We start from the raw sequence: 19,263 nt of genomic DNA, 5'->3' as shown, positions 1-19,263 counted from the left end.
CAACATGTCTAATAACAATAAAGAGTATCTTGCACAAAGGCAGTTAAAAAGTGGCACTGCGGGCTGGTTATTGCTTGCAGGGCTAGGGGTGTCGTATGTAATTTCGGGCGACTTTGCAGGCTGGAACTTTGGCATAGCCGAAGCCGGCTGGGGCGGATTTGCCATTGCTGCGGTGTTAATGGCAATAATGTATTTAACGCTGGTGTTATCGCTTGCTGAAATGTCGGCAGCAATTCCTGCTGCGGGTGGCGGTTACAGTTTTGCGCGTCAAGCAATGGGCCCTGCCGGGGGTTATTTAACTGGCCTTGCGGTATTAATTGAATATGCATTAGCCCCCGCCGCCATTGTTATATTTATTGGCTCGGCGGTTGAGGCGTTAACGGGTTTTAATGGCCCGTGGGTATATGCACTGTTTTATTTAACGTTTGTGGGTATTCACTTAGCGGGTGTGGGTGAAGCGCTAAAAGTAATGATGGTGATAAGTGGTTTAGCAGTATTGGCTATTATTGCCACCGCCGTGGCGTTAATTGCTAATTTTGACGCGGCTAATTTATTTGATGTTGCGGTAACTAATGCCGCAGGTGCAAATGAATTTTTACCACTTGGTTGGTATGGTGTGTGGGCTGCATTACCTTTTGCTATGTGGTTATTTTTAGCAGTAGAAGGCGTGCCGCTTGCAGCCGAAGAAGCTAAAAACCCAGCTAAAGATGTACCTAAAGGCATTATTGGCGCTATGTTATTTTTACTGTTTACCGCTTTACTTGTTGTGGTATTAGTTCCTGCTGCCGGTGGTGCAAACGCAATGGGCGCCAGTGCAGTTCCTTTAGTTGATGCGCTTAACGCCACGGGCAATACAAGCTTAGCCACTGTGGTAAATATTTTAGGCTTAGCGGGATTGGTCGCGTCGTTCTTTTCGATTATTTATGGTTATAGCCGTTTAGTGTTTGCGCTTTCGCGTGCGGGCTATTTACCGCGTTCGTTATCAATTACTACAGAGCGCAAAGTACCCGCGCGTGCGTTAATTGTACCCGCTATTTTTGGTTTTATTGCCTCACTGAGTGGTGAGGGCGATTTAATGCTAGCCATGGCGGTGGTAGGTGCAACGGTTTCGTATGCGTTAATGGCGCTGAGCCATATTATGTTACGTATTAAGCAACCTAATCTAGCTCGCCCGTATAAAACGCCAGGTGGCGTGGTTACATCGGGTATTGCGTTAGTGTTATCGCTTATTGCATTAACGGGTGTGTATGCATTTGACCCTCGTGCATTTTTATACACAGTGGTGCTATTTGTGATTGGTGCAGCTTATTACTTTGGCTATAGCGCTAAGCATTTAGTTGCTAAAAGTGCAGATGAAGAGTTTGCCATGCTTGCCGATGCTGAAGCGGACTTAGCCGCCTCAAATTAAGGGGGTTAACACTAGGGTAAAAGCGTTGCTTTTAAAACGCCAGCAAGCTGCGCTTCTACAAGGTAATTTACCTCTGTGTTAATTTTGTCGGTAGGCACGAAGCTTGCTCGCGCAAAATATTAGTTACTTCTCTAAAAGTGAAGCGCCTCTAAACCTCTTTGTGATTTATTGATCTTTAATACAAAAATGCACAAAGAGAAGAGAGAGGAGTAAACGAGCAGCCAAAGTAAATTAGTATAAGTTATCTGTATATCACCACCGAGTACACCGAGGCGCTTCGCGCTACACAGAGAAAACACCCGTAACGTTTAGTCACTTCTCTAGGTGTTCTCCTTCGCTTCTCGGTGGTGAAACACTCACTTTATACCTCGGTTAAAGCGTTATTTTTAAACGCCAGTAAGCTGCGCGATTACAGCCCATTTAACTTATGCGGGTTACTTTTACTTTTATTTTCCCTGCATTGGCGCCGTAAAATCGGCTTAAGTCATTGGCGAAGGGGCTAAATTCACCGGATTTAGTAATAGTTACTGTAGCGCCATTGGCTATTTCAAATAAATATTCGTCGTTATTGTTAATTGCGCCAACCAAAGAGAACCACTGCGCTCGTGGAAGTCGTCTAAATGGTTCAAGCAATGCCATGGGGATTTCTTTAACCCCTAATTGCACATTATCGCGGTGCCAGCCGCTTGCAGTGCATTTTATGCCGTCGTCATACCAAAATTGATTAGGGTAGGGTTTAAACTTATAAGTTGCGCCTTCAACTAACATAAGCCCTGTATTGTTATGTGCCTCGCTGGCAAACACTATTACATCTTGGCTTTGCGAAACTTGTAATACGCTCATGTTTTGGTTTTCAAGGGCAATGTGTTGGCTTAAACCAGTAAAGCTTAATGTGCTGTTATCGTTATACCTAATTTTGTAATGCAGGTTTTTAAGCGATTCTGGGCGATAGCTAGTTAGTTTATTAATTCGTGTAGCTACGCTTTGATGTATATGTGGTTCTAGGTTGCTGGCTTCGTTATCAATAAGTACATAGCACTCCCTATCCACCAATTTAAAAAAGGGATTAAACCAAAAGTAATTTTGCTGATGACTTAAAGCCAGAGGATCGGGCGTTACGGTTACATCGTCTTGGTCAACTAATTTACTGCCAGGCAATAAGGTTTCGTAGTCAATATCGTGGCTGGTTAATAAGCTAATATTAAGTGGTTGCTCAATTAACCATTCAAGCGCATAGCGCAGGCAAATATCAGCTAGGCCATCGCGGTAATAACCGCCGCCAATATCTGAATGCGCCCCTGCAAACCAAAGCTCGGTAATATTATTTTGATGGTTCATTAGGGTGGGTTCAAACGCACGGCGTTTTTCATCAAGTGCTACGCAGTGTAGTGCCTGCGAAATATTATTAGCAATGGTGTGGTTTTCAAATATTACATGCTCGGCACCGCGCGTTGCTTTACTGACTTTTGATAAACCTATTGAGGCCACGGTATCAAATACACAGACGTAAACATTATCGCTAATTAAAGGCTCTAGGATTTTTGCAAAACGCCGAGCGAGTGCGCCGCCTCGGCTAAAACCGGTAAATAAAAGGGTGTCGCCTAGTTGGTAATACGCTTTAAAATCACTCATGGCTTGATTTAAAATACTGGCAACATCGTCACCACGTGGCGCTAAAGTTTGGTTTAAAATACGTTTTAAGCGGCTACCTTTAGTGCCAATACCTTGATAATAAAAACTAAGCTGGTTTGTAAATGGAGTGGTGGGGGAGTCATCGAGTTTGCCGCCTAATAATAAATGCAGCTTAAGAATATTAGAAATACTACTGTCTTCTTTAAAATGGTCTGAGCTAAATTGCTCTGCATCGCGAGGCTCGCCCCCAGTACCATCAAAATTAAAAATTAGCGTTTTACCCGTCATAGCCCTAATCCTTTAATTGTTTTAAATACTCTACACAGGGAATGTTAAATATTAAAGACATTAATTTTTCAAATAGCACGCTAAGTGGCGTTAGCGTGCTTAGCGGGTTATTTAGTGATTATCAAACATATAATGATTTAGCTCTGTGCCCTGGGCAGGCTTAAGCGCTGGGTTTAGCTGAATTAACTGCTGATAAATCGCAGGGTAAAACATTTTTAATCGTGCTACGCGGGCTAAGTGGTTTGGCTCAAATTTTTCCACAAGCTGCAAAGCTAAAGGAATCATTGGGGTTAACTCACCTTTTGTATAACTTTGCTCTAGTGCTAAGTCGAGTATATCTACGCCAAGCTTACTTGGATCAGCCGGTATTTTATTATCAATTAAAAACTGTACTGCCTCAACAGAAGACGATGCAGCTTGTGTATAAACGTCGCGCCCATGTATATCGGTAATCGAAAAATCAAAACCCGCCTGTGCGAGTGCTTGCCAATGATTTAGCGAAAAGCGGCTTAATCGTGTTAACTCACGCGGTGGCTTAGGGTTTATGCGGTTTTGCCAAGTAGTGATTAAATCATCAGGGTTTAAGAGTAATAAAGAAAAAAGCGTATCGGTTTCGGCTTGAGTTAATACCGTACTGAGGCTGTATTCATAAGCTTTTTGATATTCTTTCTTAGATAAATATTCGTTAAATGTGCTTTGGCTTCTATCGTTTGAAAGCTGGTTACTCAGACTACTCCACCAATAATTGACTAAAACAGGGTCTATATCGTGCAAAACACGTACAAAGTTAGATCCGTGCTTATTTTTAACCTGTTGAACTTTGTCATAAGCTTGCATTACTGTGTGCAGCTGCTCTGTATCTTTTAACTGTTGTTGTAACAGCTCACAGTTTTGCCTTTTATTGTTTAGCTGCGCTTTTTGCTGCTTTAAATCTACTAAAAAAAGGGCAACATCAGAATTATCAGGCTCAGTTATTTGGGGTAACGCGTTATTGTTAATTTTACTAATAGGGCTAAAGTAAGCGTATTGCGCTGGGTTGTCCTGCTTATTAATATAGGCCCCTTGCTGGTAAATAAAGTCATTTACAAAAAATACCCCTTTGCTATTTAGGTCTTCATTCGCATTGCCGCTATGTGCTTTGTAACCACGCTTTTTAAGATAATCTAAAAGCTGGGTGTGCTTAGTATCTAATGGGGCTAGGGTTAAGTTACCGCTTTTAGGCAGGTTTACAATAGCCACATCTAAACCTGTAAATAGGCCTGGCTCGTTGGTTGGCGTAATCCCTTTTGTTTGCAGTGCTTTTACAAGAGGTAAATTAAATTTACTGACCGCAATATCGGCTAAGTTATATAAAACAGTGTTTTTTTCGTATAACGGCATGGCATCTAGCACGGGAACTTGCTGTAAAAGCGCAATAATATACTCATTAGGAATATCGTTTTTTATAGCGGTAGCCACTTCATTCACTGTAAATTGGTTAGATGAAATAGCCTGCTCAAACTCTTTTGGCGTAAATTTATTTGCATTAAGCACAAACAATGTAGCCGGAGAAATAACCTCACTGCCTTCAAGTTTAAGAAACGTTTTAGAGTAAGTGGTAAATGTATCGGTGTTGCTTAATAAAGCGTAAAGCGTTTCTTTTTGTACATTTTCATCAAGGGGTACACTCAGAGTAAGTCCTGGAGGGTTATGCTTATTATCTCCAAGCTGTTGAATCATTTCTTTTACTTTATCATTGGTGAAGCCCTTAATAGCCTCAATACCTTGCCAATTAGCTAACTCGTTTAAAGAGCTAGTAATGTTAAGTTGCTGCTTTTGCTCTGCAATAATGGCATCTTTTAAAAGGGCAATGTATGTACGCTGATTGATTTTTGATAAATCTGTATACTTTAAAAGCGTGGATACCGATGTCCCTTTTTTAAGCTCACTTACAAAAAATGAAACAAGCGATTGATTCAATATTTGTACTTTATTGCTTTGTTGTTGTGACTGATCTCTACACAGGCTAATCTGTTTTTTTAGTTTATTAACTACCTGTAGCTGTGAGTCCTCATTTGGCTGCTTTTTATTAACTACGCTTGTCTCAAAGGTGGTTGGTTTCACTTGTTCTGCTTGCTCTACAGCTACAGAGTGCGGTTGAGTTTGAAAAAAATAAACAGCTAAAGCAGTGATTATTACAATCCCAAAAAGTACTTTTTTCATTAGCGTCAATCCCTTGAATTACAATTACATCTAACTGCATGGTACTATTTTAGATACGCATAAAGCAAAAAAGCTTTAAAAGATAATTTACATTACCTATTAAAGCTTTTTGACTATTTAGCTGTTGTTTATGTTCTAGTGCAGTTTCATTTTAGGGCGTACTACGCGCAGTACTTTTTCGCTTATCCATAATGCAAAGGTTTTTGCGCTGCCGTGTATGGCGCGCTGGTGCATGCGATACAGTGATATATACATAAAGCGAGCAATTTTACCTTCTATAAAAAAGGTATTGCTGGTTAGGTTACCCATTAAATTACCTACCGTACTGTAGCGCGATAAATTAACGAGTGAGCCATGGTCGCTATATTTAAAGCCGCACAATGGCTGTTGTTTTAACGTGGCAATGAGGTTTTTTTCTACACATAGCGCCATTTGATGCGCCGATTGCGCACGTGGTGGAACGAGCTTTCCGTCTTCTTGGGTAAAGGCGCAGCAATCACCAATAACAAAAATGCTTTCATCTACGGTGCTTTGTAAAAACTCGTTTACTTGAATTTGGTTACTGCGGGTAAGCTCAAAAACACCTAAATCTTTAATAAAGTCTGGCGCTTTTACACCTGCTGCCCATACCATTATATCGGCGTCTATGTGTTCTTCGTCTTTTGTTATAAACCCTTGCTCGGTGGCTTCTTTTACCAGTGTTTGCTCTCGTACGTTTACGCCGAGTTTTAATAACTCGCGTTTTGCGCTATCGGCTATGCGCTCGGGTAGGGCGGGCAAAATACGGGGCCCCGCTTCTATTAAATGAATATGTAAACGCTTAGACGACATATTTGTAAGGCCGTAAAGCTTTAATAATTCAGATACATGGTAAAGCTCTGCCGAGAGCTCAACGCCGGTTGCGCCGCCGCCCACAATGGCAATATTTAATGATTGCTGTTGGTTATCGTCTTGGTGAAGGCGAGTAAAGCTGTCGAGTAGAGAATGCTGAAAACGCTCAGCTTGCTGATTTGAGTCTAAAAAGTAGCAATGATCTTTTATGCCAGGGGTATTAAAGTCGTTGCTTACGCTGCCAATGGCAATAACAAGGTGGTCGTAGCGTACGCTGCGCTGTGGCAAAATAGTGTGGCCTAGCTCATCAAGGTGCGGTGCAAGGGTAATGGTTTTATTGCTTTGGTCTATATCGCAAAATGTACCAAGCTGAAAATTATAATGATGCTTTGCAGCGTGGGCTGAATACACAACGCCATCTAAATCGGGGTCAATAGAGCCTGTCGCTACTTCGTGTAGTAACGGCTTCCATATGTGGGTGCGGTTTTTATCGATTAAAAGAATTTCGGCTTGTTTTTTCTTCCCTAATTTATGCCCTAATTGTGTTGCTAGCTCTAGTCCGCCTGCGCCACCGCCAATAACGACGATTTTAGGTTTAGTTATATTCATAGCAATGCCCTTAAAAAATAATATACCCAAATAATCTGCCTATAACGCTTATAAAAAATCACTTGGGTATACAAAATTAGCTTGGCTGTTAGCACCATTGAGCATCTGCTGCGTATTTTGCGCCTAAATAAAACATATGTCAGCAATTGATAAGCTTATTTGTTGTATACTAAGGTCTAAATTGCCTCAATATGAAAAATTTAGCGCTTTACAGGGGCCTAATATAAAGGCGTTACTTTACATAAAAGGCAGCTTGCTTTTAATAGGGTATAACGCTGAAACTAAATGCTTTTAATTATTTTAATCTATTGATTTAAAGTAGGTTTTAGTGCTTTGTTGATTATTGCAATAAAGCCGCTAATACTTGCAATCTATGCTTTATCTAAATTGCTTTTAATGCCAACAGACACTCTTATATTGAGATGCTTTGGGGTATATGCAAATATTTCATTTACGTTGCACTTTTGCTGTTAAAGCCTATTCCCTAGCCAAAAAGGATATTTATGACCACGCCATTAATTAAATCACTTGAGCAGCATTTTGGTTTTAGCCAATTTAGAGCAGGGCAACAGCAAACCATTGAGCAGCTTTTAAATGGTCAGTCGTCATTGGCTATATTTCCTACGGGCTCGGGTAAGTCGTTGTGTTATCAGCTAACGGCTATGCATTTACCAAACTTAACCTTGGTGGTGTCGCCTTTACTTGCATTGATGAAAGATCAAATTAGCTTTTTAAATAGCAAAGGTATTTACGCGGCAAGCCTTGATTCTAGCCAAGACCAAATGCAAAGCAGCACGGTAATGAACGATGTGCGAAATGGTAAAATTAAAGTATTAATGGTGTCGGTTGAGCGTTTTAAAAACGAGCGTTTTAGAGAGTTTATAAGCCAAGTTGCGCTGTCTATGCTGGTGGTAGACGAAGCGCACTGTATATCTGAATGGGGCCATAACTTTAGACCCGACTACCTTAAATTACCGCGATACCGCGAAGAGCTAAATATTCCACTGGTACTATTACTTACCGCCACAGCCACTAAAAAAGTAAAACGCGACATGAGCGAGCGTTTTAATATTGCCCCAGAGTGTATTGTACAAACCGGCTTTTACCGCGCTAACCTCGATTTAAGTGTGCTAAGTGTAAAAACGGCTGATAAAAACACTGAGCTTACAAACATAGTGCGTGCGCAAAATGGCCCAGGTATTGTGTATGTAACGCTTCAGCAAAGTGCTGAGCAAGTGGCTAATACGCTAAGTGCGCAAGGTATTCAGGCGGTTGCGTATCATGCAGGGCTTGAAGATACACTACGCTGGCAAATTCAAGATGATTTTATGGCGGGTAAAATTAACGTTGTTGTGGCAACAATAGCCTTTGGTATGGGCGTTGATAAATCAGATATACGCTTTGTTATTCATTACGATTTACCAAAATCGATTGAAAACTACAGCCAAGAAATTGGACGCGCAGGGCGCGATGGCAACCCATCAAACTGCTACACCTTGGCTAATTTAGATGGCCTAAACACAGTAGAAAACTTTGTGTATGGCGACACCCCTGAGCTGAGCGGCATTGAATACGTAATTAACGATATTAAAGCCCAGCCGCAGCAATGGGAAATGCAAGAATACAGCTTATCGAGCGAAAGTAACATTCGCCAATTAGCGCTTAAAACCTTGCTGGTACAACTAGAAATGCAAGGTGCAATAACGCCGCAGTACGCCTATTACGCCGATTTTAAATACAAGTTTTTGGTTGATAAAAACGAGCTACTTAGCCAGTTTGACGAGCAGCGCCAAGCCTTTTTAACGCAAATATTTAGCCACACCGATTTTAAAAAAATATGGGGCACGCTTAATTTCGACACACTTACCCAAGCCGCCCAAGTTGACCGTAAACGCGTAGTGGCAGCGCTTGACTACTTAGCCGAAAAAAACCTAATAACCCTTGAAACCAAACGTATTACCCAAGTTTACAAAGTGCATAGTGAGGTTATAAATAACCCTGAACTTGCAAAACAATTACACAGTTATTTTATCGAAAAAGAACAAGCTGAGATTAAACGTATAGCTGCATTGGTACGCTTTTTTGAGCTACAAAGTTGCTTAAGCTATAACTTGGCGCGCTATTTTGACGACCAAAATGCGCCAGTGCAATGCGGGCATTGCAGTGTATGCCGTGGTAATGCTGTAAAACTTGAGTATTCAATAGAGCCTGCTCACATTGCCGATGACGTTGTTTATCAAAAAGTGGATGAGTTTTTAGCGCACATGGCAACAAAAGGTATTCACAGTGTAGGTATTGAAACTCAGTGCCGCTTTTTAGCGGGCATGAGCGTGCCATTATTTGCACGTAATAAAGTGCGCCAACTGAGTGGTTTTGCGCTTTGTGAGCAGATGCGTTACAGCGATATAAAAGCAAAACTACTAGCGCGTTAAATTAGTTACTGTATCCTAGTGGCTTATTCAAAAAAGTAAGTCACTATGCCTAATACTGTTATTCCAAGTAAAACTATTTCCTCTACACCTGAGCCCGTAACCTGCGCTAATTGCCAGGCATGTTGCTGTCAATTAGAAGTGCGCATAGTGACCGACACGGGCGTGCCTTTTCAGTACATTGATTACGACAAATGGGGCAGCGAAGTAATGAAACGCGCAGACGACGGCTGGTGCCAAGCACTCGACCGCAATACCCTAATGTGTACCATTTACGAAAACCGGCCACTTACGTGCCGCGAGTTTGAAATGGCCTCAAACGAGTGTATTACAGAGCGCGAAATAGCGGGTATTTAAAAATACGGACTAACTAATAAACCCGCGTTTGTGTTTTTAACCAATAGAGAGTTGTGCGCTTGGGTATCTTAGTTTTTTACTTCGTGGACTTGCTAAAAAGTAGGCGAGAGTGAGCGGGCCTATTCTGCCCATAAACATTAAAAACATAATGATAAACTCCCCCAGCGGTGATAACGATGACGTTAAACCGCGTGAAAGTCCTACCGTACCCAGTGCCGATACCGCTTCAAAAGCAATATCTAAAAAAGGTGCATCTTCAACGACCAGTAATGTAAAAATAGCCAACCAAGTGACTCCCGCTGAAATAACGGTTAAGGCCAATGCTTTATACACTGAATCTTTGTCTATTTCTCGGCGTAACACGGTGACGCCCTTGTCACGCCTTAAGTAGCTATAGGTTGCTAATATTAAAACGATAAACGTAACGACCTTTATGCCACTTGCAGTACTCAAAGAGCCGCCACCGATAAACATAAGCATTATAGTTAAAGCGGTACTTGCATTTTTTAACTCTTCAATAGCAATGGTATTAAACCCCGCAGTACGAGGGGTAACGGCTTGAAACCAAGCTGCTAGCCATTTACCTATTTCAGATAACGGCTGCAGTGTTTTTGGATTATCGTATTCAATTACGTAAATAAGCAACAATGCAATAACGTTAATAATAACAGTGCTGATCAGCATTAATTTACTGTAGGGACTGAGCTTAGCCCAACGCTTTGATTTATATAAATCGGTTAATACGGTAAAGCCTAGGCCGCCAATAATAAACAAATAGGTAATTGTTAAATTTACAATGGGGTCTTCTACATATTGCATTAAGCTATTGGGGCTCAATGCAAACCCTGCGTTGTTAAAAGCGCTAATAGTATAAAAAAGTGCATGGAAAAAGCTTTTTTGTAAACCCATTTCAGGTAGCCAATACAGCGTTAAAATAATAATGCCTAAAGATTCAACGACTAGCGCAAACAGCAAAACAGACTTAGCGGTATTTACCAAAGTCGATGTATCTGTTTGATTAAAGGCTGCTTTGGTCACTGTTTTTTGAATAAAGCCAACTTTATTACCCAGCGCCATTAAAGTTACAACCGCAAAGGTCATTAAACCCAGACCACCTAGTTGAATTAATAGCGCAATAACGCCTTGTCCAAAAGGAGTAAATACTGAACCTGTATCAACTACAACTAATCCGGTTACAGTCACCGCGGAGGTAGCTGTAAACGCACTTTGTATCCATGAAATAGGCTCATAGGTTGCAAAAGGTAGTTTTAACGCCAAGGCCCCTAGCGTTATTAATATTAAAAAACTACAGCAGAGAACAAGCGGTGGAGCCGCATTGAGTTTTTTATGCCCATTGGCTTTTCGATCTATAGGTGTTTTGAGAGGGTGCCATAAAACCATAATTATAAAAGCCTTGGTGCAAGATAGTTTAGTTCGACTCGGCTACCTGATAACAGTAAAATGTCGTAAGTAAGTAACTCAAAGTCGTCATCAAGTTCGACAAACGTTTGCTTTGCGCGCTTGACCAATAATGGGTTTACAGTGCCTTTTATTTCTTTAAGTAAATGCCCTAGTTTTGTTTTATGTAAGTGCGCTTTTATACTTACTTCAACAACGTATAAGCCATTGCCTAAGGAAATATAGTCGTTTACTACAGGGTAATTAAGCGCTTGTGCAACGCGCACGCCCATTTCTTCTTCAGGATGAATGATGCGTGTTACACCCAGCTTAGAAATAATTGTGTGATGTGCTTTAGTGCTCGCTTTTACCCATATTTGCTTAACAGCTAGGTTTTTTAATGCAAGGGTGCACAGAATGCTCGATTGCATGTCTTCCCCAATTGCCACTAAAACTGCCTGACTACTCGCTAAATCAAGCTCTTTAAGTGCGGCTTCATCAGTGGAGTCGCAAACAACAGTTTCAGATAAATGCTCAACATATTTTTCAGCGAGTTTAGGGTTACTATCAACCCCAGTGACTGTATGCCCTAAATGAATTAACTCAAGGCTTGCTGCAATGCCAAATCGACCTAATCCGATCACTGTAAAATGTGCCATGTTGATACCTAAATTAAAGTTAAAAGAGAGAAGTGGTAAAGTTCATTTGGTCAATAAACAGTTAATACATAGGCTGTAAGCATCACTGTTTTTATCCAACCCAACACACCTATTACTCCTTCTGCTGAAGTTAGAATATGAGTTATTAAAGTAACAATGAAGGTAGGCGTTAAAAGCTTTATAAAGATTTAACGAATCAGATAAAAAACTTTATAAAAACTTTATAGAGGCAATATCGAAAAGGCAGTAATCTAGGTGCTCAAATGTTAGAGGAATAATTAATGAATCAGGCAGAGGCTAAACCACGTTGGTATAACGCATTGTTTTTGGCAATAATAATGCCATTAATTGTTGTTATTGCCATTTACCCTGTGCGTAATTGGTTTACTACCACCGATATCGTGATGCTTCAGTTATTATGGGTGACTTGGGTTGCTGTGCGCAGTAATCGTCGTCTTGCCATACTGACCACCTTAGTGAGTGTAGCGTGTACAGATTGGTTTTTTGTTGCTCCAAATTTTACTTTTCATATTGAAAACATAGAATATTTAGTAACCTTTATGGTTATGCTCATTGTTGGTTTTGTGATCAGCCAATTGGCAGGGGAGCTCAGTACTAAAGTTAGGGATGTGCAATTACATGCAAGTAATAGTCGCACCTTGTACGAACTGGCCAAAGAATTAAACAGCCTAGATACGCTGGATGAACAAAAAAAGTACTTTGTGCAGCGCATCAGTAAGCATTTGAACGCATCTTGTACATTTATACCTGCAACATCGCAGGGCAATAGTGAGTTTATATTGCTTAGTGAAGTTAACCCTAGCTGGGGCGGGTTTAATTTTACTAAACGGTTAACGCAAGGGCAAAAATCCTTTGCTGACACCGCTATTTCGCTTCTTTATCAGGTACATGAAAAAACGTTATTACGCCAACAGTCGGCTGCTATTTCGGTGCAAGCGGAATTAGAGCGCGCTAAAAATGCACTTTTACGCAGTTTGTCTCACGATTTACGCACACCACTGGCGACTATTATGGGCGCATCGAGCATGCTTGCAGATGATGAGATTACACTCAGTGACATCGTGATAAAAGAGCAAGCGAGTAATATTTATGAGCAAAGTAAAATACTAAATGAGCACTTTGATAAAGTAATGGAGTTAAGCCGAGTTAATAAAATGGGTGAAAACCTAAGTTGGCAAACAATAAACTTACAAGCACTACTTAGTGAAGCTAAAGCTAGAAGGCAGCAGCAACTCACTGATTTTGTCATAAATACCAATATAGACGCTCAGACAACATGCGAAGGGGATGTGACTTTGTTAGAAATTGCGCTGGCTAATATGCTCGAAAATGCATGGCGTTATGGTGATAAAAAGGTGAGCGTTGAATTTATTCGAAGTAGCAATCAGCAAAAGATATGTTATCAGCTAATTCTCACTAATAACGTGATCACTAAAGCGCAAACAAGTAGCAATGAAGGCGTTGGGTTAGGCAGCATTATTTGTGATGTGGTTGCTAAATTTCATCAGGGCACATTTACATTAACAATTAATAACGAAACAAATATGGCGTACGCAAAGTTAATCTGGGAAAAAAGTAATGACTAAAATCTTGATATTAGAAGATTCTCCCCCCCTTCAAAGCTTTTTAAAAACTTTGTTGCAAGCCAGTGGCTACGAGCTAAGTATTTGTGATAAAGGGTTAGATGGCTTTGCACGTTTAAGTGAGCAAAGTTACGATCTTGTATTGTTAGACTTGGGCCTTTTAGACATGGATGGTCAAGACTGGTTAATTGAGTTTAGACAATGGAGTGCCTTACCTGTTTTAGTACTCTCAGCTCGAGATGGCGAAGTTGAAAAAGTCACAGCGCTTGATAATGGGGCAAATGACTATATTACTAAACCGTTTAGCGCGAATGAGTTGCTAGCCCGAATTCGGGTTTTATTACGCACCCAAAGCCAACCGAGTGTGGCATTTACCTGCGGGAATATAAAAATAGATCCGCAAAAACACAGTGTTACTGCTTCTGGAGGTGAGGTAAAACTCACTAAAAAAGAGTACGCAATACTCTTATTGCTGTTTCAAAATAAAAATAAAGTACTCACCCATAATGCAATCTTAAGCCATATCTGGGGGGCGCAGTATGTAGAGCGTCCTGAATACGTAAGAGTCCATGTGGCACAACTCAGACAAAAACTAGAGGCTAACCCTGCGAGTCCAAAATATATTTTAACTGAACCGGCCGTGGGTTATCGATTGGTTGACTAAAAATGAGAACTTTAGAGTTTTACTCTACAGCACAATGATCCAGATAAATTATTTTTAATTGAATTTTAATACGCTTGAGCAAATTAGTGTAAATAAAACAGAGCAGCAAAAATGTTTGCTATGACTGTGTTTCCACAGTCATAGGCGTATAAAATTAGTCGTATTTAGCTTCTAGCTCATTAGCTGTATGAAACTTCTCGTGGCTTTGTAATTGCTCATCGTATTTTACAAGGTGTTTAAAGTGGGCGAGCTGGCCTGAGTTTTTAACTATTTCTACAATAAACGACATCATAATATCGGCACCGGTTAACGTGTCGCCGACTAAATAACGTTTACCTTGGAGTCGGTCGTTAAAGTAGCTAATTACTTTTACGGTTTCTGCATCGGCGTAATTTTCTAAAAACTCTGTTTTAGCGCCATCTTTTAAAACAAACATTTTAAGCAGTAGCGGTAAAATAGCTGAGCTTTCGGCAAAGTGTAGCCATTGTTGATATTCAACATATTCGGCAGTGCCAGCTTTTGGTGCAAATTTACCGTTACCGTATTTAGTAATTAAATAATCGGTGATCGCGCCAGATTCGGTAACAATTAAGCCATCGTCTTCAATCACTGGTGACTTACCTAATTGGTGTACTTTTTTAAGTTCGTCAGGCGCTAAAAAGGTCTCTGTGTTGCGCTGGTAGGCAACAATTTCGTAATCAACATCCAGCTCTTCTAAAAGCCAAATAATACGTTTTGAGCGCGATTTGTTTAAATGGTGTAGTTTAATCATGTCAGTCCTTGTTGGCGTTACTGCATGTGCAGTAACGCTTTGTAAAATTTAAAGTGGCTCGTTAATTTTAACAACGGTTTTACCAAAGTTTTTACCATTTAGCATATCGTTAAATGCGCTAATGGTGTTTTCAATACCTTCTACCATGTGTTCGCGGTATTGTACTTTGCCATCTTGTAGCCATTTTTGCATGTCTTGTGCAAATTCGTCGTAACGGTCGCCGTAATCGTCAAAAATTATAAAGCCTTGCATTTTAATACGTTTAGTAAGCAATTGCCCCATTAGCATACCCATACGATCAGGCCCATCTGGAAGGCTGGTAGAATTATATTGCGACACTAAACCACACAGTGGCACACGGGCTGCGGTATTAAGTAGAGGTAATACGGCATCAAACACTTTACCGCCCACATTTTCGTAATAAACATCTATGCCGTTATCACAGGCTTTTTCTAGCTGCTCTGCAAAGTCATCAGCTTTGTGATCAATACAGGCATCAAAGCCCAGATTTTCAACGGCATGTGTACATTTTTCGCTGCCACCAGCAACGCCTACCACTTTACAGCCTTTAATTTTAGCTATTTGGCCAACGGTTGCGCCAACCGGCCCTGTTGCTGCAGCTACAACAACGGTTTCGCCTTCTTTAGGTGCACCAATATCAAGTAAGCCCATGTAGGCTGTAAAGCCTGGCATACCCATAATACCGAGTGCGTACGATGGGTTTTCTGGCTCTTTACCTAATTGCATAAGACCTTCGCCGTTAGTAATGGCGTAATCTTGCCAACCGGTGTAAGCAAGTACCCATTCGCCTTCGCTGTATTTATCGTTTTTAGACTCTTCTACTTGGCATACGGTAGCGCCTACCATTACATCGCCCACATTAACCGGATCGGCATACGACTTTGCATCGCTCATGCGGCCACGCATGTATGGGTCAAGTGATAGGTAAATAGTGCGCAGCAGCACCTCGCCATCTTTAAGCGCTGGTAAATCTACTGTTTTAAGTTCAAAGTTTTCATCGGTAGGGGCACCGTGCGGGCGTGATGATAAAGTAAGTTGACGACTAGTTGCAGACATAAAAATCTCCTCTTAAGAGTGAATTTACTTAGCGAATGTTTACGCGTTTAAAACCAGGTTGAGCCTAAACAATAATGCGCGCTAAGTTATACGAAAATAAAAATTTGTACCTTAATACACGAGCTTTGGGCGCGAGGCTGGTAATTCAAGCTTTGCAGAGTATTTATTCTAAACGGTTTATTTTAGCTTGCTAAAAATATGGCTATCGTAAAATACACCATTTTTATAAATGGCCTGTTTGAGCACAGCCTCGGCCTTAAAACCGCATTTAGTGAGTGCCTTTACAGAGCCTGTATTGCCAGCAAATACAGCGCCAAAAATACGGTTTAGGTTTGAGCTTTTAAATGCGTCATCGCAAATATGCGAAATAGCATGAGTCATTACTCCTTGCCCCCAAAAGTCACTATTAAGCCAATAGCCTATTTCGCCACTGCGGCTATATTCAAATTCTCCGGGGGTGATACCAATACACCCCGCAAATTGCTCATCTACAACAATGGCCTTAACTATTCCACTTTTAGAGCCTTGGTTTATCCACCAGTCGGCGTCGGCTTGAGTATACGGAAATGGAATTTTAGACGATAAAAAGCGCGTAACCTGTTCATCGTTTAAGGTATTAATAATATGTGGCGCGTCCTTTGGTTTAAAGTCTCTTAGGGTGATCATTGTTTTAATTAAGTGTCTGTTGCATACGGGTCAACTTAGCAAGCAATTAGAGATTGCACAATCACAAAGATTAACCGTTTACGCCTATAACTTTGTTTTAAAGTACTCTAATATAAGCAAAATATGATACCTGTTTAAGATACTTTTATGCACCCACACATAGCCGCCCTTTATAATAGTGCCCAAAAACCAAGCCGTTTAATTATAGGTTTAATGAGTGGTACCTCCTTAGATGGGCTCGATGTAGCACTGTGTAAGGTAACGGGCGCAGGTATAAATACGCAAATTGAAGTGCTGAACTTTACCACCGTTGACTATAACAACGAGTATAAAAGTAAAATAAAGCAGGTATTTGCCAAACGAGAGTGTGATTTAGAACTAGTAACCTTATTACACCCGTGGGTTGGTAAACTCCATGGCGATATGGTTAATCAGTGCTTACATACTTGGCAGGTGAATCCAGCAAGTATTGATGTAATAGCCAGTCATGGGCAAACAATTTACCACTGCCCACAGTCGCAGCATAATCATAAAAGCTTTACTAATGGTACATTACAAATTGGCGACAGCGACCAAATAGCCGTTACTACCGGTATTACAACGATTGGCGACTTTAGGCAAAAACACATAGCCGCAGGGGGCGAAGGTGCACCGCTTGCGGTATATGGCGATTACTTATTTTTTGCAAACCCCAATGAGAACCGCATTTTATTAAACATGGGTGGTATTGCTAATTTAACGTTTTTACCTAAAAGCGGTGATGCAAATAGCGTATTTAGTAGCGACATAGGCCCAGGTAACACCATTATGGATGCGTACGTACAGCAGCATTTTAAAGGCATGCACTTTGATGATGGCGCAAAAATAGCAAAAGCGGGCAAGGTAAATACAGCCTTATTAAATGCAATGTGTAGCAACACTTTTTTTGAGCTTGCGCTGCCTAAAACAACGGGGCCTGAGGTATTCAATTTAGGCTATTTATATGCTGCTCAACAGCAAACAAATACACAGCACTTAAGCCATGAAGATGTAATGGCAACTTTAAATATGTTTAGCGCGAGGGTAATTGCAAATGCGTTAAACGAATGCGCGCAAAGTGCTAAAGAGTGTGTGGTGTACGCAAGTGGTGGCGGTATTCATAACCCATTATTAATGGCGCACCTTAATACGCTGTGCCCGACTATTAAAGCGTTTAAAAATACCGACGATTTAGGCATAAACCCCGATGCCAAAGAAGCCGTACTATTTGCCATTTTAGCCAACGAATGCCTAGCAGGTGAGCAGCACCTAAATAATACTGCGCAGGGTATTGCAGGGGTCACTATGGGTAAAGTGAGTTTTGCTGATTAAGTTTCTATAAATTTGTATACCAACACATTAAAAAAACGAAAATAAACTTGAGCTCATATTACGAAAGTATTTTTTAACGCCGTGTGGCTTAGTTTGGCTTTTAAGGGCTTGCTGATTTTTATAACCAGCCTCAAACGCATTTACTTGCATATCAAACTGTAAACTATTTTTTAAAGTGGCATTTAAGCCATGCAGCATCAATTGCATTACTAAGCAGTGGCTTTGGGTAATTTTACTTAATGTTAAATACACATAACCACGCTCTAAGTCGGCGTTAGTGAGTACTTTTTCAGTAAAGTATTGCGCATCACGGGCACTGGGATACGTTGCGCTCAGCGAAATAATATCGTTTTCGTGGGCGTCGTCAGGCAATACGCATTGCAGCGTTATTTCATGCATAGCACTGGCTTGCAAGGTTAACTGCTCGTATTCCATTGTGTGGCCCATAGCCGCAGAGAGAGGGTCTTCAAACGATTGTAACGCAAATGTGAGTTGCGTCATTGGTGTGCTCATTTACTTCAACTTCTAGATTATAAAAAATACAGTTCGAGTTTAAATTATCACCTATTTTGATTGCAGTTTTATGACAAATTGCACTTAATCGGATAATCGCTGTATTTTGATCAAAAAAGATCGCTATATGTTCTTTCTCATTCGGCTTTGGAATGGTTTGTCACACATCTGGAATAAAGAGCCTTACGTGGCAAGGCTTGTAGTAATGGTGTTGTGCTCCTTATTTGGGTTTTCCTCATAGGCTTCTCTTCATAGGGAATAGAATTTGGTTTTTTAGGCTTTACCTAATCAAAGCATTAAATAGAGATTCCAAATTAAAATTTCATACTTATCTTTTTTGATTTAATACGGTATGCATTGCGGTTGAATGTTGTAGCCCGTATTAAAAGAGTGCCCGCACAAGCCAAGCTATCTTATGCTAAAAATGTAGTAAGGCCTTTATGAGCGATAACAGGTCATTGAGATTGGCTAAATATCGTCGTTAATTGATTGGTTAAACTGCACTTTGCGCATATATTCATGAAAATGAGCGCTGCGCGCAAATTGGATTATTTAAGTTTACCTAAAAACTTTAGAAAACTTAGTGATAGTAATACCTTAGGTAATTTGTTAAAACTATATAAAGTAGATAAGTGAGCGTTAAGTCGGCAGAAATATGCGCGATGAGCGCACTAATAAAATTGTTGAACTAAGCCGCTACGCGGAGATCCTATTCTTATCATTTGAGCCACACTTACCTTGGGGTTATCCCATAACTTGGAGGTAAGTCATGAATACACTCATTGAACAAGTCAAAACTGAAAT

General features: G+C 40.6%; 15 protein-coding genes. 6 read left to right on the top strand and 9 right to left on the bottom strand.

Features of this window, described 5'->3' with window-relative positions:
• Window positions 1–4 precede the first annotated feature (4 nt).
• Window positions 5–1,408 carry an ethanolamine permease gene (eat, locus tag NQT65_RS08650; RefSeq protein ID WP_096042685.1) on the top strand — a complete coding sequence of 468 codons (1,404 nt, stop codon included), beginning with the start codon at window positions 5–7 and terminating at the stop codon, window positions 1,406–1,408.
• Window positions 1,409–1,828: 420 nt separating this feature from the next.
• Here the strand turns inward: eat and NQT65_RS08645 are convergent, their stop codons facing one another.
• The 3 genes from NQT65_RS08645 to NQT65_RS08635 form a co-directional block, all read right to left on the bottom strand.
• Window positions 1,829–3,328, bottom strand: coding sequence for a phospholipase effector Tle1 domain-containing protein (locus tag NQT65_RS08645; protein WP_256850960.1), 1,500 nt, complete (start codon window positions 3,326–3,328; stop codon window positions 1,829–1,831).
• A 111-nt stretch (window positions 3,329–3,439) separates the two neighbouring features.
• Complete coding sequence (locus NQT65_RS08640; protein ID WP_256850959.1) at window positions 3,440–5,530, bottom strand: cupric reductase; 2,091 nt, start codon at window positions 5,528–5,530, stop codon at window positions 3,440–3,442.
• A gap of 135 nt (window positions 5,531–5,665) precedes the next feature.
• Entirely contained in the window at window positions 5,666–6,970 is a 1,305-nt protein-coding gene (locus NQT65_RS08635) for an NAD(P)/FAD-dependent oxidoreductase (RefSeq protein WP_054981625.1), read from the bottom strand.
• A gap of 503 nt (window positions 6,971–7,473) precedes the next feature.
• Here NQT65_RS08635 and NQT65_RS08630 point away from each other — a divergent pair.
• Together NQT65_RS08630 and NQT65_RS08625 are read left to right on the top strand one after the other, a co-directional pair.
• Entirely contained in the window at window positions 7,474–9,402 is a 1,929-nt protein-coding gene (locus NQT65_RS08630; RefSeq protein WP_256850958.1) for a RecQ family ATP-dependent DNA helicase, read from the top strand.
• Window positions 9,403–9,447: 45 nt separating this feature from the next.
• Window positions 9,448–9,756 carry a YkgJ family cysteine cluster protein gene (locus NQT65_RS08625; RefSeq protein ID WP_004586962.1) on the top strand — a complete coding sequence of 103 codons (309 nt, stop codon included), beginning with the start codon at window positions 9,448–9,450 and terminating at the stop codon, window positions 9,754–9,756.
• 36 nt (window positions 9,757–9,792) lie between these two features.
• Here the strand turns inward: NQT65_RS08625 and NQT65_RS08620 are convergent, their stop codons facing one another.
• On the bottom strand, window positions 9,793–11,157 hold the full coding sequence (locus NQT65_RS08620) for a TrkH family potassium uptake protein (protein ID WP_256850957.1): 1,365 nt from the start codon (window positions 11,155–11,157) through the stop codon (window positions 9,793–9,795).
• A 2-nt stretch (window positions 11,158–11,159) separates the two neighbouring features.
• Window positions 11,160–11,813, bottom strand: coding sequence for a potassium channel family protein (locus tag NQT65_RS08615; RefSeq protein WP_126009513.1), 654 nt, complete (start codon window positions 11,811–11,813; stop codon window positions 11,160–11,162).
• 281 nt (window positions 11,814–12,094) lie between these two features.
• Here NQT65_RS08615 and NQT65_RS08610 point away from each other — a divergent pair, with 281 nt between their 5' ends.
• Together NQT65_RS08610 and NQT65_RS08605 are read left to right on the top strand one after the other, a co-directional pair.
• Window positions 12,095–13,420 carry a DUF4118 domain-containing protein gene (locus NQT65_RS08610; protein WP_256850956.1) on the top strand — a complete coding sequence of 442 codons (1,326 nt, stop codon included), beginning with the start codon at window positions 12,095–12,097 and terminating at the stop codon, window positions 13,418–13,420.
• Window positions 13,413–14,081, top strand: a complete 669-nt coding sequence (locus tag NQT65_RS08605; protein ID WP_008130878.1) for a response regulator — start codon at window positions 13,413–13,415, stop codon at window positions 14,079–14,081. Before NQT65_RS08610 ends, NQT65_RS08605 begins: the two co-directional genes overlap by 8 nt.
• Before the next feature lie 154 nt (window positions 14,082–14,235).
• On the opposite strand, the gene NQT65_RS08600 is transcribed toward NQT65_RS08605, so the two are convergent.
• From NQT65_RS08600 to NQT65_RS08590, 3 genes are all read right to left on the bottom strand, one after another.
• Window positions 14,236–14,853 carry a glutathione S-transferase family protein gene (locus tag NQT65_RS08600; RefSeq protein WP_004586963.1) on the bottom strand — a complete coding sequence of 206 codons (618 nt, stop codon included), beginning with the start codon at window positions 14,851–14,853 and terminating at the stop codon, window positions 14,236–14,238.
• Between the two features lie 48 nt (window positions 14,854–14,901).
• Window positions 14,902–15,930: an NADPH-dependent curcumin/dihydrocurcumin reductase gene (locus NQT65_RS08595; protein WP_256850955.1), complete on the bottom strand. Its 1,029-nt coding sequence runs from the start codon at window positions 15,928–15,930 to the stop codon at window positions 14,902–14,904.
• Window positions 15,931–16,107: 177 nt separating this feature from the next.
• Window positions 16,108–16,596 (bottom strand): GNAT family N-acetyltransferase, encoded by a 489-nt coding sequence (locus NQT65_RS08590; protein ID WP_256850954.1) that lies wholly within the window; start codon window positions 16,594–16,596, stop codon window positions 16,108–16,110.
• Window positions 16,597–16,743: 147 nt separating this feature from the next.
• Here NQT65_RS08590 and NQT65_RS08585 point away from each other — a divergent pair, with 147 nt between their 5' ends.
• Complete coding sequence (locus NQT65_RS08585; RefSeq protein ID WP_256850953.1) at window positions 16,744–17,946, top strand: anhydro-N-acetylmuramic acid kinase; 1,203 nt, start codon at window positions 16,744–16,746, stop codon at window positions 17,944–17,946.
• A 27-nt stretch (window positions 17,947–17,973) separates the two neighbouring features.
• Here NQT65_RS08585 and NQT65_RS08580 read toward each other — a convergent pair whose 3' ends face one another.
• Window positions 17,974–18,459, bottom strand: a complete 486-nt coding sequence (locus tag NQT65_RS08580; RefSeq protein ID WP_024032946.1) for a hypothetical protein — start codon at window positions 18,457–18,459, stop codon at window positions 17,974–17,976.
• Window positions 18,460–19,263 lie beyond the last annotated feature (804 nt).

Source organism: Pseudoalteromonas agarivorans (assembly GCF_024518735.1).
Classification (GTDB): Bacteria; Pseudomonadota; Gammaproteobacteria; order Enterobacterales; family Alteromonadaceae; genus Pseudoalteromonas; species Pseudoalteromonas atlantica.
Note: the sequence above shows the minus strand (reverse complement) of the source record. Positions and strands in the feature narration are given on the sequence as shown.